The 22,030-nt window shown below is 70.4% G+C and carries 19 protein-coding genes; 17 read left to right on the top strand and 2 right to left on the bottom strand.

The features are described from left to right. Positions 1–9 precede the first annotated feature (9 nt). Positions 10–1,587 carry a phytoene desaturase family protein gene (locus ACWFRB_RS02595; protein WP_452638597.1) on the bottom strand — a complete coding sequence of 526 codons (1,578 nt, stop codon included), beginning with the start codon at positions 1,585–1,587 and terminating at the stop codon, positions 10–12. A 9-nt stretch (positions 1,588–1,596) separates the two neighbouring features. Further along, a complete protein-coding gene (locus ACWFRB_RS02590; protein ID WP_452638595.1) occupies positions 1,597–2,241 on the bottom strand; it encodes a GNAT family N-acetyltransferase in 645 nt (214 codons plus the stop codon). A 173-nt stretch (positions 2,242–2,414) separates the two neighbouring features. Between ACWFRB_RS02590 and ACWFRB_RS02585 the strand changes: the two genes are divergently transcribed. From ACWFRB_RS02585 to ACWFRB_RS02505, 17 genes are all read left to right on the top strand, one after another. After that, positions 2,415–2,912 (top strand): SAV_6107 family HEPN domain-containing protein, encoded by a 498-nt coding sequence (locus ACWFRB_RS02585; protein ID WP_452638593.1) that lies wholly within the window; start codon positions 2,415–2,417, stop codon positions 2,910–2,912. Positions 2,913–3,078: 166 nt separating this feature from the next. Next, positions 3,079–3,507, top strand: coding sequence for a DUF3040 domain-containing protein (locus ACWFRB_RS02580; protein WP_452638591.1), 429 nt, complete (start codon positions 3,079–3,081; stop codon positions 3,505–3,507). Positions 3,508–3,962: 455 nt separating this feature from the next. Continuing rightward, on the top strand, positions 3,963–4,394 hold the full coding sequence (gene mraZ, locus ACWFRB_RS02575; protein ID WP_077041933.1) for a division/cell wall cluster transcriptional repressor MraZ: 432 nt from the start codon (positions 3,963–3,965) through the stop codon (positions 4,392–4,394). A gap of 169 nt (positions 4,395–4,563) precedes the next feature. Beyond that, positions 4,564–5,580: a 16S rRNA (cytosine(1402)-N(4))-methyltransferase RsmH gene (rsmH, locus tag ACWFRB_RS02570; RefSeq protein ID WP_452638589.1), complete on the top strand. Its 1,017-nt coding sequence runs from the start codon at positions 4,564–4,566 to the stop codon at positions 5,578–5,580. Then, positions 5,577–6,314 (top strand): hypothetical protein, encoded by a 738-nt coding sequence (locus ACWFRB_RS02565; protein WP_452638587.1) that lies wholly within the window; start codon positions 5,577–5,579, stop codon positions 6,312–6,314. The genes rsmH and ACWFRB_RS02565 overlap by 4 nt, the downstream gene beginning before the upstream one ends. Then, positions 6,311–8,182, top strand: a complete 1,872-nt coding sequence (locus ACWFRB_RS02560; protein ID WP_452638585.1) for a peptidoglycan D,D-transpeptidase FtsI family protein — start codon at positions 6,311–6,313, stop codon at positions 8,180–8,182. Before ACWFRB_RS02565 ends, ACWFRB_RS02560 begins: the two co-directional genes overlap by 4 nt. Before the next feature lie 149 nt (positions 8,183–8,331). Beyond that, a complete protein-coding gene (locus ACWFRB_RS02555) occupies positions 8,332–10,002 on the top strand; it encodes a UDP-N-acetylmuramoyl-L-alanyl-D-glutamate--2,6-diaminopimelate ligase (protein WP_452638583.1) in 1,671 nt (556 codons plus the stop codon). Further along, positions 9,999–11,558, top strand: a complete 1,560-nt coding sequence (locus ACWFRB_RS02550) for a UDP-N-acetylmuramoyl-tripeptide--D-alanyl-D-alanine ligase (RefSeq protein WP_452638581.1) — start codon at positions 9,999–10,001, stop codon at positions 11,556–11,558. Before ACWFRB_RS02555 ends, ACWFRB_RS02550 begins: the two co-directional genes overlap by 4 nt. Further along, entirely contained in the window at positions 11,555–12,634 is a 1,080-nt protein-coding gene (gene mraY / locus ACWFRB_RS02545; RefSeq protein WP_027502257.1) for a phospho-N-acetylmuramoyl-pentapeptide-transferase, read from the top strand. The genes ACWFRB_RS02550 and mraY overlap by 4 nt, the downstream gene beginning before the upstream one ends. Positions 12,635–12,636: 2 nt before the next feature. After that, a complete protein-coding gene (murD, locus tag ACWFRB_RS02540; RefSeq protein WP_452638579.1) occupies positions 12,637–14,103 on the top strand; it encodes a UDP-N-acetylmuramoyl-L-alanine--D-glutamate ligase in 1,467 nt (488 codons plus the stop codon). Continuing rightward, entirely contained in the window at positions 14,100–15,554 is a 1,455-nt protein-coding gene (gene ftsW / locus ACWFRB_RS02535; RefSeq protein ID WP_452638577.1) for a putative lipid II flippase FtsW, read from the top strand. Before murD ends, ftsW begins: the two co-directional genes overlap by 4 nt. Next, positions 15,551–16,756: an undecaprenyldiphospho-muramoylpentapeptide beta-N-acetylglucosaminyltransferase gene (gene murG / locus ACWFRB_RS02530; protein WP_452638575.1), complete on the top strand. Its 1,206-nt coding sequence runs from the start codon at positions 15,551–15,553 to the stop codon at positions 16,754–16,756. The genes ftsW and murG overlap by 4 nt, the downstream gene beginning before the upstream one ends. Then, the gene (gene murC / locus ACWFRB_RS02525) at positions 16,753–18,234 is read left to right on the top strand and encodes a UDP-N-acetylmuramate--L-alanine ligase (RefSeq protein WP_452638573.1); all 1,482 of its coding nucleotides are present in this window, start codon (positions 16,753–16,755) and stop codon (positions 18,232–18,234) included. The genes murG and murC overlap by 4 nt, the downstream gene beginning before the upstream one ends. Before the next feature lie 191 nt (positions 18,235–18,425). Beyond that, positions 18,426–19,064 carry a cell division protein FtsQ/DivIB gene (locus tag ACWFRB_RS02520; protein WP_452638637.1) on the top strand — a complete coding sequence of 213 codons (639 nt, stop codon included), beginning with the start codon at positions 18,426–18,428 and terminating at the stop codon, positions 19,062–19,064. 233 nt (positions 19,065–19,297) lie between these two features. Next, the gene (gene ftsZ, locus ACWFRB_RS02515; protein ID WP_452638572.1) at positions 19,298–20,527 is read left to right on the top strand and encodes a cell division protein FtsZ; all 1,230 of its coding nucleotides are present in this window, start codon (positions 19,298–19,300) and stop codon (positions 20,525–20,527) included. Next, positions 20,524–21,252 (top strand): peptidoglycan editing factor PgeF, encoded by a 729-nt coding sequence (gene pgeF, locus ACWFRB_RS02510; protein WP_452638570.1) that lies wholly within the window; start codon positions 20,524–20,526, stop codon positions 21,250–21,252. Before ftsZ ends, pgeF begins: the two co-directional genes overlap by 4 nt. Further along, the gene (locus ACWFRB_RS02505) at positions 21,245–21,991 is read left to right on the top strand and encodes a YggS family pyridoxal phosphate-dependent enzyme (RefSeq protein ID WP_452638568.1); all 747 of its coding nucleotides are present in this window, start codon (positions 21,245–21,247) and stop codon (positions 21,989–21,991) included. The genes pgeF and ACWFRB_RS02505 overlap by 8 nt, the downstream gene beginning before the upstream one ends. Positions 21,992–22,030: the final 39 nt, after the last annotated feature.

Below are 22,030 nucleotides of genomic sequence, written 5' to 3'. Positions count from 1 at the left end.
CCGGCCCGCTCACCGGCGCAGTGCCCGGCGCAAGCCTCCGAACCGGGCGTCGGACAACGCGATCCGCGCGGCGCTGCGCCCGCTCGACCCGGACACTCCGCCGCCCGGGTGGGTGGACGCGCCGGTCAGGTACAGCCCCTTCGCGCCCGGCACCCGGTGTCCCGACAGTTCCGGCAGGGGGCGCCACATGAACATCTGGTCCAGCGCCATCTCGACGTGCATCACGTTGCCGCCGATCAACCCCATCTCCGACTCGAGGTCCGCGGGGGTCTGTACCAGCCGGTGGCGCACCGAGTCCGTGAATCCCGGTGCCAGCCGCTCGATCTCGGCGACGATCCGGTCACCCTCGGATTCGGCGAGGTCCGCCCAGTCGCGTCCGCCGGTGAGGGCATAGGGATGCCACTGCGACCACAGCGTCGCCTGGTGTTCGCCCGCGGGGGTCAGGCTCGGGTCGATCCCGCTGAAGCTCATGGCGAGGACCGCGGGGACGGGCGGGAGCTCGCCCGCCAGCGCCGCGCCGTGCGCGAGCCTCAGCTGGGCGCGATCGGAGACCAGTAGCTGCAGCCCGGAGGTGACGGTGTCGCCCTCAGGGGCGCTGGGATAGGAGGGGAGCGAATCGGTTCCGAGGCGGACCACCATGCCGATCCCCGGCCCGACCCTGATCCGGCGGCGCCACCCGTCCAGTTGCGTCCGGTCGTGGCCGCCGCGCTCGAGCAGATCGAGGGTGGTCAGGATGTGGCAGCCGGCCACCACGGTCCTGGCGTTGACCTCCCGGCCCTCGGCGGTGCGTACCGTCCAGCCCTTCGGCGTGCGACGCAGCTCGGTCACGGCGTCGCCCAGTCGCACCGATCCACCGTCCGCGGCCAGCCGCGACGCCAGTGCCCGGGTGAGGGCGCCGCTGCCGCCGACTGCCCGGCCCGGCGGCAGGGTGTGCATAAGCGCCGCGAACCCGACCATCGGGGCGGTGCCCGGCTCGGACATCGGCGGACCCGACTGCGCGCCGAACCAGGCCAGTGCCGCCTTGAGGGGCTCGTCGTCGAAGTAGTTGTCCAGCAAGCTGTCCCCGGATGCGAGGAACTCTCGCGAGAACGCCGCGGCGCCCGCGCCCCGATCCAGGGTGCCGAACGAGCGGGCCAGCCTCCCGCCGGTCGGCGGCCCGGCGAAGGATCGCATCACGCCCGCGGTGCGCGGACCCCAGGTGTCGACGAACTCTCGGTATGCCCTCGCGTCGGCGGTTCCGCAGGACTCGGCGATAGAGGCGCAGGTCCGTTCGAGACTGCGGTGGAAGACGATGCCCGGCCGGCCGGTCTCGGGCGGTGCGGGCGCGAATGCCCAAGGGTCGCAGTCGAGATAGCGCAGCCCGTGCGAGGCGAGGTCGAGGTCCTCGATGATGCCGGTGTGCCGGATCATGATGTGCGCGGACGAACCGCGGTCCACCTGATGGCCGGGGAACCGTTCGACGGTGGACACCGCGCCGCCCAGTACGGTGTCGCGCTCGAGCACCTCGACCGACCAGCCGGACCGGGCGAGATAGCACGCCGACACCAGCGCATTGTGTCCGGATCCCACCACCACCGCGTCGATCATCTGTCCAGGCTATCGGCTGGGGGAGTGCGCGCTCTCGGTCCCTTCGGCGGTGAGTGGAAGCTGTCGCCCCAACACCGCGAACGGCCTGTTGTCCCCGGTGAAGGTGAAATGCCGCACCACATCGGTGAATCCGAGCCTGCGATAGAGGCGCCAGGCGCGGTTGTCCTCGGCGTCGACCTCGGGGGTGGACAGCAGCACGTGACTCTCCGGTCGGTTCTCGAGGAGCCTGCGGAGCATCGCCTCGCCGGTGCGGTGTCCCTGTGCGGCGCGCGCCACATGGAGTTCGGTCAGCTCGAAGTAGTCGCGCAGGACCTCATGGATCCGCCGTTCGTCGGCACCGGAACGGTGCATCCCCTCGCGGACCTGTTGGTGCCACCACTGGTGCGGGGCGCCTCGGTAGCCGTAGGCGATGCCGACCATGGTGCCCTCGTTCGAGGTGGGATCGTCGCCGTCGCCGGGGAGGATCGCGGCGACCGCGCGCCAGCCGGGTCGATGGGTGTGTTCGGTCCACATCGGGGCCCGGTGGAACTCGGTCCCCTTCGGGTAGTCCATGGCCTCGACGTAGATGGCCAGAGCCTCGGCCATGCGGTGCCGTAGTTCCTGCGCGGACAGCTCGACCAGCAGCGGTGTCGTGTTGATACCGACCGGACTCACCCTCTCTCTTGACGACGTGTCGGTGGGGGCAGCTATATTGAATATGTCGAACGAATGTTCGATGTCGGCAATCCGGCGAAGCGCGAGGGAAGCGGGCTTCGCCGGATTCCGACCCTAAGGCCTGACCGGTTGTCGCGGCGGGTGGGCGTGGTTGCGCAGGAGGTGTTCGGAAGATGGCAAGTCAGGCAGTTCAGGCAGCGGCGGCCCTCCGGGTGGGGGCTCCGGCGTCATCGGCACGGCACGTGGTGTCGCGGGTGGAGGCCCCGGTGTCGCGCCGCGCGCGGGCGCTGCTCGATCGCGCGGACGCGCTGCTGGCCGAGGCGGCGGGGGCGCGGGACGCGTCCGACCGGTTCCGCTCCGCGTACCTCGCCGCGCTCCGCGGTGCCGGGGCCGCGCTCGGGGGTGGGCAACGGCCACGCACCGGCTCGCGTAGCGCCTGGGTGCTGCTCGCGCGCGCCGAACCGTCACTCGCGGGGTGGTCGGAGTTCTTCGCCGGGTACTCGGCCACCCGGGCGGCCATCGAGGCCGGCATCTCGCGCACGATCACGCTGGGCGAGGCCGATGATTTCCATCGCGAGGTCTCTCGATTCCTCACCGCGGTGGAGGATCATCTCGGTGGCGGCAATCACCTCGATGGTGCGCCGCACACGTTGGTGGGGAGGTCTGCCTAGCAGGGGATCTGCGGTGCGAGCGAAATAAGTTGGCATCTCGTCGATGGACTAGGTGGTACGCCGCCACGTGTACTCGTATCATTGACGACAGGTAGCCGCCATCGTCGGAAACCCGCCGCTTCGTCCCAACGGATCGGTCGCCACCTTTAGTGCCGGGGGAGGTACCGTGCCACTCTCCGAGCACGAGCAGCGGATGCTCGATCAGATCGAGAGCGCGCTTTACGCCGAAGATCCGAAATTTGCTTCCTCCGTGAGGGGAGGCCGTATGCGTGCGGCTTCGAGCAAGCGTCGACTTCAAGCCGGAGCGCTCTTCTTTCTCGGACTCGTCCTCTTGGTCGCGGGCGTCGCGCTCCCGTTCAAGCCGGGCGGTTTCCCGATCATCAGCCTGCTCGGTTTCGTAGTGATGTTTGGAGCCGGGGTTCTGTTCCTCATGCGGGGATCGAAGAAGGGCCTCTCGGCAGTGCCTGACGAGGCCGGCAGGCCCACCAAGGGCCCGGTCGCAGGCAAGCGTGCTGACGGCCGCAAGGGCGGCAGTGGCGGGGGGTTCTCCTCGCGCATGGAAGACCGCTTCAAGCGGAGATTCGAACAGGAGTAGCCGAAAACGCCGCCGCGGAGGCAAGAGTCCGCGCGGCAGGCAACAGCGGAGCGGCGTGACACCCCAGGTGTCGCGCCGCTTTTGTGTTGGTCGTGTCGGTGGTGTCGCCTCGGATCCCCACCTTCCCCCCACATTCCCCCCCACTCTTCCCCCACATTCCTCCCCGGGCCGTCTGGGCTCGATGTGAGCGTCTCGACGCGTCCCTCTGACCTGGGATTTCAGTGTGGCTTGGTGGCGCACCTCGCCGTGACGCCCCGGCAGTGGGGAAGATCGCACAGTTTTTCCCCACAACGCACCACCGCTGTGAACTGGTCTTTTGATGCAGATTGCGGCCACGGAACCCTAAATTGGCATTGAAAGTGGAGGAAAGTGGGGTAACGTGGTGCGCAGCGGAACGTGCAGACGGACCGCGAGGGCCTAGGACGTTCGAATCGGACGCAGGGTGGAGGTGTCGAGTGTTTCTCGGTACCTACACGCCGAAGCTCGACGACAAGGGGCGACTGACGTTGCCCGCGAAGTTTCGAGATGCACTGGCGGGAGGGTTGATGGTCACGAAAGGGCAGGACCACAGCCTCGCGGTGTATCCCCGAGAAGAGTTTGCCGCTCTCGCGCGCCGAGCCGCCGCAGCATCACGCAGCAACCCCGAGGCCCGCGCCTTTGTGCGCGGCCTGGCGGCAGGCACCGACGAGCAGCATCCCGACGCCCAGGGACGGATCACCCTCTCCGTCGACCACCGCCGTTACGCGGGGTTGTCGAAGGAGTGCGTGGTGATCGGATCGGTCGATTTCCTCGAGATCTGGGACGCGCAGGCGTGGCAGAGCTACCTCGAGGAGCACGAAGAGAGCTACTCACAAGCCAGAGCCGAGTCACTGGGCGAGATCTTCTAGCCCAGCCAGAGCCGTACGGCGAGTGCCGCGAGGCCTCTGCCCGAACGCCGACCCTGACGCACTTCCCCAGCGCCAGGTTCGGTCAATCGGACAGGGACCTCGAGGCATTCGCCACTCTTCCCCCTTCGCGATCGGAAATTCCCGAAGCACTCAAGACCCGGAGGCAGCAATGGTGGACGATGAGGCAAACGGCCCCGCCTCCACCGGCGAGTTCGGGCATGTCCCGGTCCTGCTCGGTCGCGCGGACGAACTGCTCGGACCGGCGCTGACGGCGGTTGCACCGGACGCCGCGGGCGCGGTGATGATCGACGCGACACTCGGCCTCGGCGGCCACTCCGAGCACTTCCTTCGGACCTACCCGGGTCTGCACCTGATCGGACTCGACCGCGATCCCAACGCACTCGAGATCGCAGGCAAGCGGCTGGCGCCGTTCGGTGACCGAGTCACGCTGGTGCACACCAGGTATGACGGAATCGTCGCGGCGCTGGAGCAGGCGGGGCTGCCGCCGGTGGAGTCGGTGCACGCAATCCTCTTCGACCTCGGTGTCTCGTCGATGCAGCTGGACGAGGCTGAGCGAGGCTTCGCCTACTCGGTGGACGCGCCACTCGACATGCGGATGGACCCCACCAAGGGGTTGACCGCGGCCGACGTGCTCAACACCTACAGCCACGGCGATCTCGCCAGGGTGCTCAGCACGTACGGCGAGGAGCGCTTCGCCGGCCGGATCGCATCAGAGATCTTGCGCCGCAGGCAGATCGAGCCGTTCACCACCAGCGCGCAGTTGGTCGAGGTGCTGTACGCCTCGATTCCCGCGGCGACGCGGCGCACCGGCGGCCACCCCGCGAAGCGGACCTTCCAGGCCCTTCGGGTTGAGGTCAACGGAGAGCTCGATTCGCTACGCGCGGCGATTCCGGCCGCGCTCGACGCACTGGCGGTCGGCGGCCGCGTTGTCTTCATGTCCTACCAGTCGCTGGAGGACCGAATCGTCAAGCAGGAACTGACACCCCGCACCAAGTCCCGCAGTCCGGAGGGGCTCCCGATGGAGCTGCCGGGCATGGGTGCGGAGTTCGCATTGCTCACCCGTGGGGCGGAACGGGCGAGCGAGCAGGAGATAGAGGAAAACCCGCGGTCGGCCCCGGTCCGATTGCGTAGTGCCGAGCGGATTTCCAGGAGGGTGACGGCATGACAGTTCCCGTGAGGCCGGGCGGTTCTCGATCCACTGATGCCGGTGTCGTCAGGCCAAGGGGCCGCGGCCGCGTCGCGGCTGCCGCGGGCAAGCGTTCCACCGCCGCGCAGCGCGCATACGAGCGTCGGCAGCAGCGCGCCGCGATCCAGCCGGCCGGTGAGGTCCAGGAGTCGCGCCGCGGCCACTTCACGGCGCGAATCCCGTTCGTCGCCACCATCATCGGGATGCTGTCCGTAGGACTGGCGCTGACCCTGGTGCTGACCACCCGGGCCGCGGAGGACTCCTACGAGCTCAGTGCGGCCAAGGCGCACAACCAGGACCTGATGGAGCAGCGCTCCGCGCTCGAGCGCGATGTCAGGGAGGGCAACTCCGCGCCGGAGCTGGCCCGCAAGGCGACCGAGCTCGGCATGATCCCCGCGAAGGACGTCGCTCGGCTCGTCGTGAACCCGGACGGGTCGGTGGACATCGTCGGCAAGCCGACCCCGGCGCAGGGCGCTCCCGCGGCGCCGCTGAACCCCCAGTCGCCCGCTCAGAGCGTTGCGCCTCGGACCGGCAACACCGCTGCTCCGGTGCCGACCACCCGGCCGGCGGCCCCGACCACGACGGCGCCCCGTCCCGGCGCGCCGTTGGCGGCCAATCAGCCGCAGCTGCAGGCACAGGGTGAACAATTGGTACCCATGAGCAGGCCCACCCCGGACACCGGACAGGCAGGTAACACGGGCGGTCGCGGGTGACGCGAGGTACCGCGCCCGCACCCGCACCGCGTCGTGCGCCGGTTCGACGCGGTGCCCGCCAGGACGACACCTCCTCGTTCCGGTTCCGGTACCGGACGGGCCGGATCACCATGTTCATCGCGCTCGGGGTCGCCTCGGTACAGCTGCTCTGGATCCAGGGCATCGAGGCGCCCAAGCTCTCGGCCGAGGCCGCGAATCAGCGTTCGGTCACCGTGATCGACCCTGCGACCAGGGGCTCGATCACCGATCGCCGCGGCAACCCCATCTCCTTCACGATGGAGGCGAAGGCGCTGACCTTCCAGCCGACCAAGGTGCGCAAGGAGCTCGAGGCCGCGCGCGCGAAGAGTGAGAAGGCGCCGAAGGTCGACGAGCGGCTCGAGGCCATCGCCAAGGGCGTCAACGCCAAGCTCGGCGACTCCGCGCCGAAGAAGGACCTGCTCGCACAGCTCAAGAGCAACGAGACCTTCGTCTACCTGGCCCGCAGTGTCGACCCGGCCGTGGCCGCGAAGCTCAGCGAGGACTTCCCCGAGATCGGCCTCGAGCGCCAGGACATCCGTGAGTACCCCGGTGGCTCACTGGCCGCCAACCTGGTGGGGGCGACCGGTTGGGACGGTCACGGTCTGCTCGGGCTGGAGGATTCGCTCGACTCCACCCTTGCGGGCACCGACGGTTCCCAGACCTACGACCGGGGATCGGACGGCGCCGTCATCCCGGGCAGCTGGCGCGACAAGCAGCCCGCGGTGGACGGCTCGACCGTCGAGCTCACGATCGACTCGGATCTCCAGTACTACGTGCAGCAGCAGGTGCAGCAGGCCAAGAACCTGTCCGGCGCGAAGAACGCCTCCGCGGTGGTTCTCGATGCGCACACCGGCGAGGTTCTCGCGATGTCGAACGACAACACCTTCAACCCGTCGCTTGGCGTCGGCAACACCGGCAAGGCCGAGCTGGGCAACCTGCCGGTGAGCACCCCGTTCGAACCCGGTTCGGTGAACAAGATCGTCACCGCGGCGGCGGCGATCGAGTACGGGCTCACCAAACCCGATGAGGTGCTTCAGGTTCCGGGCTCGATCCAGATGTCCGGCGTGTCGGTGAAGGACGCCTGGTCGCACGGTGTCGCGCCGTACACCTCGACCGGAGTCTTCGGGAAGTCCTCCAACGTTGGCACGCTGATGCTCGCGCAGCGGGTGGGGGAGGACCGCTTCGCGGACATGCTGAGCCGCTTCGGGCTCGGTCAGCGCACCGACGTCGGTCTGCCGGGCGAGAGCGCGGGCGACGTCCCCAGCCGCGACCAGTGGTCGGGCGGCACCTTCGCCAACCTGCCCATCGGCCAGGGCCTGTCGATGACGCTGCTACAGATGACCGGCATGTACCAGGCGATGGCGAACGACGGGGTCCGGATCCCGCCGCGGGTGGTCCGCGCGACGGTCGACGCGGACGGGAACCGGTCCGAGACCGAGCGCCCGGAGGGTGTCCAGGTGGTCAGCGCGCAGACCGCGACGACGGTGCGCGACATGTTCCGGGCGGTCACCCAGCGTGATCCCATGGGATACCAGCAGGGCACCGGGGCGCCCGCAGCAGTCGACGGCTACCAGATCAGCGGCAAGACCGGCACCGCGCAGCAGGTGGATCCCGCGTGCAAGTGCTACTCGAACTCGAATTACTGGATCACCTTCGCGGGGATCGCTCCGTCGGACAACCCACGCTTTGTGGTCGGCATCATGCTCGACGCCCCCGTCCGCAGCGCCGACGGTTCGGGCGGCCAGTCCGCCGCGCCGCTGTTCCACAGCATCGCCTCCTGGATGCTGCAGCGGGACCGGGTCCCGCTGTCCGCCGATCCCGGACGACAATTGGTGCTCCAGGCCGACTGACCGTCGGCGAGCGGGCCGCGGGGCCGACCACACCGCGTTGTCGACAGCGCAGTCGATGACCGAGTCCAGTCTGTGACAGTTCGCCGGTAACCTGACACGTCGGCCAGCAGCCCAGCCACCGATCCGAACCCGAGAGGAGCCACCTGCCCGTGCAAGGGACGAACACTCCGCAGCACTCGACGGGAGAGGTGGCAGGCTCCGCAGGCTCCGTGCCTGGCGACCTGCGCCCCGAACACCCACCGCAGACGCCGGTGACCGCGTTGGCCGAGCTGATCGGCGCCCGGGTCGAGTGGGTCGCGGGCGCCGCTGACGCCGCGGGCGACGCCCCGGTCTCCGTGACGGGGGTCGAGCTACGCGCCCAGAGCATCGAGCCGGGGGACCTGTTCGCCGCACTGCCCGGTGCCCGTGCGCACGGCGCCGAGTTCGCCGCGTCCGCCCTCGAACGCGGTGCCGTCGCCGTGCTGACCGATCCCGCGGGCCTCGCCACGCTGGCGGAGCTCGCCCCGGCGGCCGCGCTGCCGGTGCTGGTGCACCCGGATCCGAGGTCGGTCCTCGGTGAGGTCTCGGCCACCGTCTACGGGCGGCCCGCGGATCGGTTGCAGGTCATCGGGATCACCGGCACCTCGGGCAAGACGACCACCGCGTACCTGATCGAGGCCGGTCTGACCGCGGCCGGTCGCCGGGCCGGGCTGGTCGGGACCATCGAGACCAGGATCGAGGGGCGCCGCGTGCCGAGCGCGCTCACCACCCCCGAGGCGCCGCAGTTGCACGCGCTCTTCGCGGTGATGCTCGAGCGTGGGCTCGACACCGTTGTGATGGAGGTCTCGAGCCACGCGCTCTCGCTCGGCCGGGTGGACGGAACCGATTTCGCGATCGGCGCGTTCACCAACCTCTCCCAGGATCACCTGGACTTCCACGACGGACTCGACGACTACTTCGCGGCCAAGGCCAGGCTGTTCGCCAGGGATTCCACCGTTCGCGCCCGCCGCGCCGTGGTGTGCGTCGACGACGAGTGGGGTAGCCGGATGGCGGAGGTCGCGGCGGCGGTGCCGCCAGAATCCACCGCGGCCGAGGCGCCACCGACGACGGTCTCTACGACCGGAGGAGCGGACTGGACCGCCTCCGAGGTCGTCGCGGCCGACGACGGTTCGCAGCGGTTCGTCGCGCACGGACCGACCGGGTCGCTGCCGGTCGCGCTGCGTCTGCCCGGCCACTACAACGTGGCAAACGCGTTGCTGGCCCTGGCGACACTGGCCGCGGCGGGCGTCGACCCGGAGCGGGCCGCCGCCGGCATCGGGTCGGTGGACGTGCCGGGGCGGGTGCAGCGGGTCGACCGCGGACAGGATTTCCTGGCGGTCGTCGACTACGCGCACAAGCCGGCCGCGCTCGAGGCGGTCATCGCGACACTGCGCGGGCAGTCGGCAGGCCGGCTGGCCGTGGTGGTCGGCGCGGGCGGCGACCGCGACCAGGGCAAGAGGCCGATGATGGGAGAGGTGAGCGCCAGGGGGGCAGACCTGGTGATCATCACAGATGACAACCCGCGAACCGAGGACCCGGCAGCGATCCGCACGGCGGTCCGCGAGGGCGCGCTCGGCGTGCCCGACGCGGCGCGCGCGGAAGTCCGCGAGTTCGCGGACCGTGCGGAGGCCATCGCCGACGCCGTCCGCTGGGCCGAGCCGGGGGACGTGGTTCTCGTCGCGGGCAAGGGACACGAGATCGGACAGGAGATCAACGGGGTGAAGCACCCATTCGACGACCGCGAGGTCCTCGCCGCTGCGATAGACGCGGTCGGCCGTAGCGACGGAGGGCAGGTCCGATGATCCCGATGAGCCTGGCCCGGATCGCCGAGATCGTCGGCGGCACCCTGCACGACGTGCCCGATCCCGACACCATGGTGACCGGCACGGTCGAGTTCGACTCCCGCAAGGTCACCGCGGGAGGCCTGTTCCTCGCGCTGCCCGGCGCCCGCGTCGACGGGCACGACCACGCGGCCGCGGCCGTCGCCTCGGGGGCCGTGGCGGTGCTCGCCGCCCGCCCGGTCGGCGTCCCCGCGATCGTGGTGGCCCCGTTGCCGCCCGCGCAGACCAACGCGATGGCCCTCGAACACGACACCGACGGCTCCGGGGCAGCGGTGCTCGAGGCACTGGCCGCCCTGGCCAGGGCGAGCACCGATGACCTGGCGGCGCGAGGCCTGACGGTTGTCGGGGTCACCGGGTCGTCGGGCAAGACCTCGACCAAGGACCTGCTGGCGGCGGTGCTCACCCCGCTCGGGTCGGTGGTCGCACCGCCCGGATCGTTCAACAACGAGCTCGGCCATCCCTGGACGGCGCTCCGCGCCGATGCGGACACCGACTTCCTGGTCCTCGAGCTCTCCGCGCGGGGCACCGGACATGTGGCGGCTCTGGCCGAGGCGGTCCCACCGCGGATCGGCGTCATTCTCAACGTCGGCACCGCACACCTCGGCGAGTTCGGCTCCCGGGATGCGATCGCGCAGGCCAAGGGCGAGCTCGCCGAGGCGCTGCCCTCGGCGGAGGACGGCGGGGTCGCGGTGCTCAACGCCGACGACCCGCTCGTCGTGGCGATGGCGGACCGAACCGGGGCGAGGGTGGTGCTGGTCGGGCAGTCCGAGCGTGCGGACGTGCGGGCCGTGGACGTGCGACTCGATGCCGAGGCCCGTCCCGCCTTCACGCTGGAGTGCCGCTACCCGGCGGGTTCCGCCCACGAGGGCGACGTCGCGACGGTGCCGATCCAGCTCGGCGTGCACGGTGAGCACCAGATCGGCAACGCGCTGGCCGCGGCCGCGGTGGCACTGGAATGCGGCGCCACCGTCGCCCAGATCGCCGCCGCACTCGGCGCCGCGACGGCCGCGTCGGTGCGCAGGATGGACGTGCGGCATCGAGCCGACGGCGTCACGGTGATCAACGATTCGTACAACGCCAACCCCGATTCGATGCGCGCGGCGCTCAAGGCCCTGGTGTCGATGGGACGTTCGGGCGAGGGCACGCCGCGCCGTACTTGGGCGGTGCTCGGGGAAATGGCCGAGCTCGGTCCAGAATCAGTGATCGAGCACGACGCGATCGGGCGGCTGGCCGTACGACTGGACGTCAGCCGGCTGATCGTGGTCGGCACCGGCAGGCCGTCCCGCGCGATGCATCAGGGCGCGGTCATGGAGGGTTCCTGGGGCGACGAGTCGATCCTGGTTCCCGACCAGGCGGCCGCGATCTCTGTGCTCGAGGCGGAACTGGCAGGCGATGACATCGTCCTGGTCAAGGCCTCGCAGTCGGTCGGATTGTGGGCGGTGGCGGACACACTGCTGGAGGGCCCGCGTGCCGATCAGCAGGGCGAGCAGCGGACTAACACGGAGGAAGACCAGTGAGACAGATCCTCTTCGCGGGAGGGATCGCGCTCGCCGTGGCGATCCTGCTCACCCCCGTCCTGATCAAGGCGTTTTCGCGCCAGGGCTTCGGTCAGGAGATCCGGGTCGAGGGTCCGGCCAGCCATCAGTCCAAGCGCGGCACCCCCACCATGGGCGGTGTCGCGATCATCGCAGGCCTGTGGGCCGGTTACTGGGGCTCGCACCTGATCGGGATCGGCTACGACGCGGACGGCCCGAGCGCCTCCGCTCTGCTGGTGCTCGGATTGACGACCATGCTCGGTGGCGTCGGCTTCCTCGACGACTTCATCAAGATCCGCAAGCAGCGCAACCTCGGGCTCAACAAGACCGCGAAGCTGGTCGGCCAGCTGATCGCGGCGGTGCTGTTCGGAATCCTGGCGCTGCAGTTCCCCGGTGCGACGGGCCTGACGCCGGGCAGCACCAACCTGTCCTACGTCCGGGACATCGCAACGGTGTCCATGGGCTCGGTTGTGTTCATCCTGTTCTGCTACCTGCTGGTCAGCGCCTGGTCGAACGCCGTGAACCTGACCGACGGTCTCGACGGCCTCGCGGCCGGCTCGATGACCCTGGTGCTCGGCGCGTACACGATCATCACCTTCTGGCAGTACCGCAACTCGTGCGAGCGCGATCCCGTCACGGGCTGCTACGACGTCCGCGACCCGCTGGACCTGGCGCTGATCTGTGCCGCGGCGGCGGGCGCGTGCATCGGCTTCCTGTGGTGGAACGCCGCGCCCGCGAAGATCTTCATGGGCGACACCGGCTCGCTCGCCCTCGGTGGCCTGCTCGCCGGGCTGTCCATCGTCACCCGCACCGAACTGCTGATGGTGGTCGTGGGCGCGCTGTTCGTCGCCGAGGCGGCCTCGGTGGTCGTGCAGGTCGCGGTGTTTCGATCGAGCAGGCGGCGGGTGTTCCGGATGGCACCGTTCCATCATCACTTCGAGCTGGCCGGGTGGGCGGAAACCACGGTGATCATCAGATTCTGGTTGCTCGCCGCGATCGCCTCGGCCATCGGACTCGCGCTGTTCTACAGCGAGTACCTCGCCGACATCGGGGGCTGAGCTTGTCACTCCAAGGCGCTTCCGCCGTTCTCCCGCCCGAGTTCGCACGCCTGCGCGGCAGCCGGGTCCTGGTCGCGGGATCCGGGATCTCCGGCCGGGCCCTGATCGAACCGCTCCGTGAGCTGGGCGCCGACGTCACGGTCACCGACGGCAACCAGGCCTCGCTCGACGCCCTGGCCGCCGCGACCGGGGTCGAGGTCGTGGCGCCGGAACAGGCAGCGGCCGAGATCGGCGGGTTCGCGCTCGTCGTCACGAGCCCCGGCTGGCGCCCCGACGCGCCGGTGCTGTCCGCGGCAGCGGGCGCCGGGGTCGCGATCTGGGGCGATGTGGAGTTCACCTGGCGGCTCGACCAGGCGCAGGTCTACGGACCCACCAGGCGTTGGCTGGTGGTGACCGGCACCAACGGCAAGACGACCACCACCTCGATGCTGGAGTCGATCCTGCGGGCCGCCGGGATCGCGACGGTCGCCTGCGGGAACATCGGCCTGCCCATCGTCGACGCCCTCCGGGTCGACAGCCCCCGCAACGAGGTGCTGGCCGTCGAGCTCTCCTCGTTCCAGCTGCACTGGGCGCCGTCGGTGCGCCCGGCGGCCGGGGTGATCCTCAACATCGCCGAGGACCACCTGGACTGGCACGGCGGCATGAAGGGCTACATCGATGCGAAGGCACAGGTGTTGACCGGGGAGGTCGCGGTGCTCGGTCTCGACGACCCGGTCACGGCCGGACTGTCGCGGGTGTCCAGCGCAGGGCGGACCACCGGGTTCCGGCTGGGTGTACCCGCGCCAGGCGAGCTCGGCGTCGACGGCGATCGTCTCGTCGACCGTGCCTTCGCGGACGACGAGACCCTCGCGCTGGTCGACGAGATCACCCCGCCGGGACCAGCTGGTCAGATGGACGCGCTGGCCGCGGCGGCGTTGGCCAGGTCGATCGGCGTCGGCGCGACCGCGGTCCGGGAGGGTCTGCGCAGCTACCAGGTGGGCCCGCACCGCGCGGCGCTCGTCGCCGAGGCGGACGGCATCACGTACATCGACGACTCGAAGGCGACGAACCCGCACGCCGCACGCTCGTCGCTGCTCGCACACCCACGGGTGGTGTGGGTCGCGGGCGGACTGCTCAAGGGCGCCAGCGTCGACGAACTCGTCACCGAGGTGGCCGATCGGCTCGTCGGCGCCGTCCTGCTCGGCCGCGATGCGATGCAGATCGCACAGGCACTCGCGCGACACGCACCCCAGGTGCCGGTCGTGCGGGTGGATGCGGGAGACGATGCAGGGGTGAGTTCTGCGCCGAGCCCGGAATCGCCCGATGCCGTGATGGCGCGCGCCGTCCGCACCGCCGCGTCGATGGCACGGCCGGGGGATACGGTGCTGCTGGCGCCCGCGGCGGCATCGCTGGACATGTTCACCGACTACGGGCACCGCGGCAGGAGCTTCGCGCAGGCCGTGGCGGAAGTGGCGGGTCGGTCGCGATGAAGCAGGCCGCGGGACCCCGCACCCGCTTCGGCGCCTGGCTGGCGCGCCCGCTGGCCTCCTTCCACCTGATCGTCACGATCACCGGCCTGCTCACCGTGCTCGGGCTCGTGATGGTGCTGTCGTCCTCGAGCGTGGAGGCATACGCCGACACCGGCTCCGCCTACGGCATCTTCACCACGCAGCTCATCTTCGTCGCGCTCGGCGCCGTGCTGTTCTACGTGGCGCTGCTGCTGCCGGTCCGCTTGATGCGAACGCTGGCGTTGCCTGCGTTCGCCGTGTCGGTGGTGCTGTTGGCCCTCGTGCTGATCCCCGGCATCGGCAAGGAGTCCGGTGGCGCCCGGCGCTGGTTCGAGTTCGGCGGGTTGTCCTTCCAGCCGTCCGAGCTGGCGAAGGTGACCCTGGTGGTCTGGGGCGCGCATCTGCTGGCCTCCCGCAGGCAGAACGCCTCCGTCAAGGAGATGGTGGTGCCGCTGGTGCCCGCGGCGCTCCTGGTCTGCGTGCTCATCGTGCTGCAGCCGAACCTGTCGACGACCATCGCGTTCGGCATCATCCTGGCGTCGCTGCTCTGGTTCGCGGGATTGCCCCTGCGCCTGTTCCTCGGCATCGTCGCGGCGGGCGCCGCGGCCGCGATGGTGCTGGCGCTGACCGCCGGCTATCGATCCGACCGCGTCAAGGCCTACCTGAACCCCGGCGTCGACCCGCAGGGCATCGGTTATCAGGGCAGACAAGCCAAATTCTCCCTCGCCGACGGCGGCCTGTTCGGTCGCGGGCTCGGACAGAGTCGGGCCAAGTGGAGCTACCTGCCCAACTCGCACAACGACTTCATCTTCGCGATCATCGGCGAGGAACTGGGCTTTCTCGGCTGCATGCTGGTGATCGGGCTGTTCGCGCTGTTCGTCTACGCGGGGCTCCGGATCGCGATGCGTTCGATCGATCCGTTCCTGCGCCTGCTCACCGCGACCGCGACCACCTGGATCCTGGCCCAGGCGCTGATCAACATCGGCTACGTGATCGGCATGCTCCCGGTCACCGGGCTGCAGTTGCCGCTCGTCTCCGCGGGCGGCAGCTCGATCGCGATCACCCTGTTCATGTTCGGCGTCATCGCCAACGCCGCAAGGCACGAGCCGGAGGCGGTGGCCGCCCTGCACGCCGGGCAGGTCGGACGGTTCGGCAGGATGCTGCGGCTGCCCATGCCGGAGCAGTACTCGCCCGCAAGGGCGGAGGCCGCACGCAAGGCGGCAGCGGCGAAGGCGGCCCAGAAGCGCGCGGCCCAGCAGCGGGCCGCCGCCCAGCAGCGGGCTGCCGCCCCGCCGCCGCGCAGGAGGGCGGTGGCGGGCAGGCCTGCCCCCGACCCGCGGCGCGCGGATCCGCGACGCGGACGGGCACTAGCATCAGACGAGCGGACACGACGGTCGAACGGCCGCGCAGGAGAGCGAGGATTTCGTAGGTGAGCGGCACTTCAGAGACTTCCCCGGTCGCGTCGCGCGCCTCAACAGGTCCGTCCGTCGTCGTCGCGGGCGGGGGTACCGCCGGGCACATCGAACCCGCGATGGCGGTGGCCGACGCGCTGCGCAGGCTCGACCCCTCCGTGACGGTCACCGCGCTCGGCACCGAGCGTGGGCTCGAGACGACCCTCGTTCCCGAGCGTGGCTACCGCCTCGAACTGATCCCGCCGGTGCCGCTGCCGCGCAAGCCGTCCAAGGACCTGCTGCGGCTGCCGGGCCGGGTCGTCCGCTCGGTGCGGCGCACCCGCGAGGTGCTCGAGGAGACGAAGGCCGACGTGGTCGTCGGGTTCGGTGGCTACGTCGCCCTGCCCGCGTACCTGGCGGCAGGCAAGGGGCTCACCCGTCGCAGGCGACGCGTCCCCGTCGTCGTGCACGAGGCCAACGCCAGCGCCGGTATCGCGAACAAGATCGGCGCCAGGGTCGCGGCCCGCGTGCTCGCCGCCGTACCGGGCTCGGGCGTCGCCGCACGAGGCGCCTCGGACGCAGAGGTCGTGGGGATCCCCGTCCGCGCCTCGATCACCGGGCTCGACCGCGCCGCGCTGCGTGCCGAGGCCCGGGCGCATTTCGGTCTGCCCGCGGACGGCCCGGTGCTGCTGGTGTTCGGTGGGTCCCAGGGCGCGCGCTCGCTGAACGAGGCCGTCTCCGGTGCCGCCGAGGCGCTGGCCACGGCCGGGATCTCGGTGCTGCACGCGCACGGCCCGAAGAACACGCTCGAGGTGGACCAGCTGAATCCGGCCGCGCCGTACGTGGCGGTGCCGTATCTGTCCCGGATGGATCTGGCGTACGCGGCCGCCGACGCCGCGATCTGCCGCTCGGGGGCCATGACCGTCGCGGAGGTCTCCGCGGTCGGGATGCCCGCGGTCTACGTGCCGCTGCCGCACGGCAACGGCGAGCAGGAGCTCAACGCCAAGCCGCTGGTGCGGGCGGGCGGTGGCATGATCGTCGCCGACGCCGACCTCACGCCGCAGTTCGTGGCGGATACGGTGGTGCCGTTGCTGGGTGATGCCGCCCGGCTGAGCGAGATGGGCAGGTCCGCCGCCGATGCCGGGCACCGGGATGCGGCGGATGCGGTGGCCCGGATCGTGCTCGACGTGGCGAAGGGACTCGGGGTGTCCAAGCAGTCGGAGAGGTCGGAGGGCGGTCGATGACCGAGGTGCGCGGGGCGCAGTTGCCCCCCGAGTTGCAACGAGTCCACATGGTCGGCATCGGTGGCGCAGGCATGTCGGGCATCGCCCGGATCCTGCTGGCCAGGGGCGGTCAGGTGTCCGGCTCGGATGCCAAGGAGAGCCGCGGAGTGCTCGCGCTGCGGGCTCGCGGCGCCCAGGTCCGGATCGGGCACGACGCGGGCGCGCTCGACCTGCTGCCCGGCGGCCCGACGGTCGTGGTGACCACGCACGCGGCCATTCCGAAGGACAACCCGGAGCTGGTGGCGGCGCGCGAACGCGGCATCCCGGTGCTGCTGCGCCCCGCCGTGCTCGCCTCCCTGATGCACGGCCAGCGCACGTTGCTGGTCGCAGGCACGCACGGCAAGACCTCCACCACCTCCATGCTGGTCGTCTCCCTTCAGCACTGCGGCGTCGACCCGTCGTTCGCGGTCGGCGGCGAGCTCAACGAGGCGGGTACCAACGCCCATCACGGAACCGGCGACGTCTTCGTGGCGGAGGCCGACGAGAGCGACGGCTCGCTGCTGCAGTACGACCCCGATGTGGTCATCGTGACGAATGTCGAGGCCGATCACCTCGACTATTTCGGGACCACCGAGGCCTACGTCCAGGTCTTCGACGATTTCGCGGAGCGGATCGCCCCAGGGGGCCTGCTCGTGGTGTGCCTCGACGACCCGGGCTCGGCCGCACTGGCGCAGCGGGTGGTGGCACGCGGGCTGCCCGGCATCCGGGTCCTCGGCTATGGCAGCGGTGACGTCTCGGTGGAGGGTATCGAGCTCGGCGCCCGCCTACTGAGCTGGCAGGCCCGCGACACCGGTGGCGTCGCAGAGTTCGAACTCTCCGGCGAAAAAGGCGTGCGCACACTTCGATTGGCGGTGCCGGGCAGGCACATGGCGCTCAACGCGATGGGCGCGATCCTCGCGGCCCGCGAGGTGGGTGCGACGGTCGAGGAGGTCATCGAGGGCATCGCCGGGTTCGGCGGCGTGCATCGGCGGTTCCAGTCCACCGGCCGCGAGAATGGCGTGCGGGTGTTCGACGACTACGCCCATCACCCCACCGAGGTCCGCGTCGTGCTCGGGGCGGCCCGCGAATTGGTCCGGCCGGGAACGGAATCGGCGAACGGGCGGGTGATCGTGGTCTTCCAGCCGCACCTGTACTCGCGAACGCTGGCGTTCGCCGAGGAGTTCGGTGCGGCGCTCGACCTCGCGGACGAGGTGGTGGTGCTCGACGTGTACGGCGCGCGGGAGGAGCCCCTGCCAGGGGTCAGCGGCGCGCTTGTCGCGCAGGCGGTCACCAAGCCGGTGCACTACCAGCCGGATCTCTCGCTCGCCCCCCGCCAGATCGCCGCCCTCGCGCGGTCAGGCGACATCGTGATCACCATGGGTGCGGGCGATGTGACGATGCTCGGCAAGGAGATCCTCGGCGCCCTCGGGGCCACACCCGCCGCGGGCCGACCGCGGTGACGACGGACAGCCCGGGTCGCGCCGCGCGCCCCGCTGCCGGAGGCGAGGATCGCGCCGCGGGCCCCGTTGGGACCGAGGGTCGCCCCGCACGCCCCGAGCGCAAGGGGAGCAAGCGAGACCGCCAGGAGAGCAAGCGAGCCGCCAGAAAGTCTCGTCGGGGCAGCCGTCCGCGCAATCGGAAGCGGCCGTTGATCATCGCGCTGTCGGTGATCGCGCTGGTCGGGTTCGTCGCGGCGGCCTGGTTCACCCCGATGCTCTCGGTGCGCAAGGTATCGGTGGTCGGCAACGTCGGCGTTCCCAGCGACGAGGTGCTGACGACCCTTGCCATCCCGACCGGGAAGCCGCTGCTGCAGGTCGACGTCGACGCGGCCGCCAGGAGGGTGGCGGCGATTCCCAAGGTCGATCGTGCGCGGGTCGAACGCCGGTATCCGTCCACGGTGCGGGTCACGGTCGTCGAGCGGGCGCCCGCCGTCTTCTACGACACCCCAGAGGGCACCCACCTGATGGACGCGGGCGCGGTCGCCTACGCGATCGAACCGCCGCCGCCGGGGGTGCCGCGCCTGAAGGTCGAGCGGCCCGGTCTGGAGGACCCGGTGACGGTCGATGCGCTCAAGGTGCTCACCTCGATGCCGCCGCCGCTGCGGGGCCAGGTCGGGGAGATCGCCGCCGGCTCCATCTCCGATATCCGGGTCACCCTGCTCGACGGGCGGCAGCTGGTGTGGGGGAGCGTCGAGAACACCGAACGCAAGTCCGCCATCGCGCTGCCGTTGCTCGGTCAGCCGGGCAAGGTGTACGACATCTCGAGTCCCGATCTGGTCACCGTCAAATGAGCGCGATTGACAAATCGTGTCGCCCGTCGGCGCGCCTGCTGGCGGATCGGACCTGTCGTGCATAGCGTTTCGTTTCAGTCAGCTACTTGACATAACCCTAAGCCTATGGTTGAGGTTGAGGGTTTATCCGAGAAGTACCGCATCACCAGCAACATTGCCCCATCAGCAAGACGCAATTTCAGTAGTTCGAGCATCACCCCGAGCGCGTTCACACACACGGAAGGCGAGAGCCCATGACGCCCCCGCACAACTACCTCGCCGTTATCAAGGTCGTCGGCATCGGCGGCGGCGGCGTAAATGCGGTCAACCGCATGATCGAGCAGGGACTCAAGGGAGTCGAGTTCATCGCCGTCAACACCGACGCGCAGGCGCTGCTGATGAGCGACGCCGACGTCAAGTTGGATGTCGGCCGAGAACTCACCCGCGGTCTCGGCGCAGGCGCCGACCCCGAGGTGGGCCGCAAGGCCGCCGAGGATCACAAGGACGAGATCGAAGAGGTCCTCAAGGGCGCGGACATGGTGTTCGTGACCGCAGGCGAGGGCGGTGGCACCGGTACCGGTGGCGCACCGGTGGTGGCGAGCATCGCCCGCAAGCTGGGCGCGCTGACCGTCGGCGTGGTCACCCGGCCGTTCTCCTTCGAGGGCAAGCGGCGTGGTGGCCAGGCGGACAACGGGATCCAGGCCCTGCGTGAGTCCTGCGACACGCTGATCGTGATCCCCAACGACCGGCTGCTCCAGCTCGGCGACGCCGCCGTGAGCCTGATGGACGCGTTCCGCAGCGCCGACGAGGTCCTCCTCAACGGTGTCCAGGGCATCACCGACCTGATCACCACCCCCGGCCTGATCAACGTGGACTTCGCGGACGTCAAGGGCGTCATGTCCGGAGCTGGCAGCGCACTGATGGGCATCGGATCCTCGCGCGGCGAGGGCCGGGCGATCAAGGCCGCCGAGTCGGCGATCAACTCGCCGCTGCTCGAGGCCTCGATGGAGGGTGCGCGCGGCGTGCTGCTGTCCATCGCGGGCGGCTCCGACCTGGGTCTCTTCGAGATCAACGAGGCGGCCTCGCTGGTGCAGGAAGCCGCCCACATCGACGCGAACATCATCTTCGGCACGGTCATCGACGATTCGCTCGGCGACGAGGTCCGGGTGACGGTCATCGCTGCCGGCTTCGACGGTGGCACGCCGACGCGTCGCCCGGTCGAGCCTGCCGCCGCCGCGACGGGGACGGCAGGCAACGGCGCGATCGGAGCCGGCCGCGCCGGCGAAATCGGTCGGCCGCCGCAGCACCAGGCTCCCGATCCCACTCCCGCACCGAATGCACGCGACGGGCGCGAGCGTCGCGACGGTCGTGAGAACACCGGTTCCGGTCTGCCGCCGGTCGCCGTGAGCGCCCCGAGTCGTGCCGTGCCCGTCACCGATGACGACGTCGACGACGTGGACGTGCCCGACTTCATGCGTCGGTGACGGGCGGCTTCCGGGTTCGTCGGGTAGTCACCTCTCGAACCGGGGGCGTCTCGGCGCCCCCGTACGACTCCTTCAATCTCGGCGATCACGTCGGCGACGACCCGGCCGCGGTGGCGGCGAATCGTCGCAGGCTCGCGGACGGTATCGGATTGCCGTTCGAGCGGTTGGTCTGGATGGAGCAGATCCACAGTCGGAACGTCACCGTGGTGGACGGGCCCGTCGAGGGTGTCGTCGAGGCGACCGACGCGCTGGTCACGGACGTGCCCGACCTGGCATTGGTGACCCTGTCCGCGGACTGCGTGCCGCTGCTGCTCTCCGACGACAAGGCCGGGGTGATCGCCGCGGTGCATGCGGGCCGGGTCGGCGCCCGAATCGGGATCGTGCCGCGGGTGCTGGACGCGATGGTGGCGAAGGGTGCGGCGGTCGAACGGATCGGCGCCTTCCTCGGACCCGCCGCGAGCGGCCGTCAGTACGAGGTGCCCGCGGCGATGCGCGCGGACGTCGAGAAGCACCTGCCGGGCAGCGCGACCACGACGGTGCGGGGCACCCCGGGGATCGACCTGCGGGCGGGACTGCGCCGCCAGTTGCTGCAGGCGGGCGTGTCCGGGGTTGCCGAGGATCCGCGCTGCACGATCGAGGACCGCGCTCTGTTCAGCCATCGTCGGGGCGCGCCGACCGGCCGGCTGGCGGGTGTGATCTGGATGGAGTCGACGCCCGGTGAATGACGCACCGTCGCCGCGCGCAGCCGGGATCGAGGCCGCACTGACCACGGTCGGCGAGCGGCTGACGCGGGCCTGCCTGGATGTGGGCCGCAACCCGGACGACGTCCAGCTGCTGCCGGTGACCAAGTTCTTCCCGGCCTCCGATGTGGCGATCCTGTACGGGCTCGGCTGTCGCGAGTTCGGTGAGTCGCGCGAGCAGGAGGCCTCGTCCAAGGTCGCCGAGCTCGGTGAGCTCGACGCGGCAGGCATCGGCGGTGTCCGGTGGCACATGATCGGCAGCGTGCAGCGGAACAAGGCCCGCTCTATCGCACAGTGGGCGTACGCAATTCACTCCGTGGACAGCCCGAGGCTGGTCGACGCCCTCGCGAAGGCCGCGACCGTCGCGTTGGGGGAGGGCGGCAGGGACCAGCCGCTGCGGGTGCTGCTCCAGGTCAGTCTGGACGGTGACCCGCTCCGAGGCGGCGTTCCGCTCGACGAGCTGCCCGAGCTCGCCGACCGCGCCGAATCGGCGGCCGGGCTTGAGCTTTCGGGGCTGATGGCGGTTCCTCCGTTGGGGGCCGATCCGGAGCAGTCGTTCGCGGCGCTGCAGGCCGCGCACACGGACCTGCTACGCAGCCATCCTGCGGCGACGGCATTGTCGGCTGGGATGACCGGCGACCTGGAGGTCGCCGTACGGTACGGTTCCACCTGCGTGCGTGTCGGAACCGCACTGTTGGGTTCCCGGCCGATAGCCTCGAACTGATCGGCGCACCGCCCGATTGTCCGCCGCGCCAAGGAAGGT

Source organism: Rhodococcus sp. NPDC055112, assembly GCF_053607505.1.
This window is presented reverse-complemented; position numbering and strand designations above follow the sequence as displayed.

What these genes read in the sequence shown, in the direction of transcription:
- ACWFRB_RS02550 (WP_452638581.1), top strand. Translation starts at nt 9,999, where the DNA reads ATGATCCCGATGAGCCTGGCCCGGATCGCCGAGATCGTCGGCGGCACC.
- rsmH (WP_452638589.1), top strand. Translation starts at nt 4,564, where the DNA reads ATGGTGGACGATGAGGCAAACGGCCCCGCCTCCACCGGCGAGTTCGGG.
- murC (WP_452638573.1), top strand. Translation starts at nt 16,753, where the DNA reads ATGACCGAGGTGCGCGGGGCGCAGTTGCCCCCCGAGTTGCAACGAGTC.
- ftsW (WP_452638577.1), top strand. Translation starts at nt 14,100, where the DNA reads ATGAAGCAGGCCGCGGGACCCCGCACCCGCTTCGGCGCCTGGCTGGCG.
- ftsZ (WP_452638572.1), top strand. Translation starts at nt 19,298, where the DNA reads ATGACGCCCCCGCACAACTACCTCGCCGTTATCAAGGTCGTCGGCATC.
- ACWFRB_RS02595 (WP_452638597.1), bottom strand. Translation starts at nt 1,587, where the DNA reads ATGATCGACGCGGTGGTGGTGGGATCCGGACACAATGCGCTGGTGTCG.
- ACWFRB_RS02565 (WP_452638587.1), top strand. Translation starts at nt 5,577, where the DNA reads ATGACAGTTCCCGTGAGGCCGGGCGGTTCTCGATCCACTGATGCCGGT.
- ACWFRB_RS02585 (WP_452638593.1), top strand. Translation starts at nt 2,415, where the DNA reads ATGGCAAGTCAGGCAGTTCAGGCAGCGGCGGCCCTCCGGGTGGGGGCT.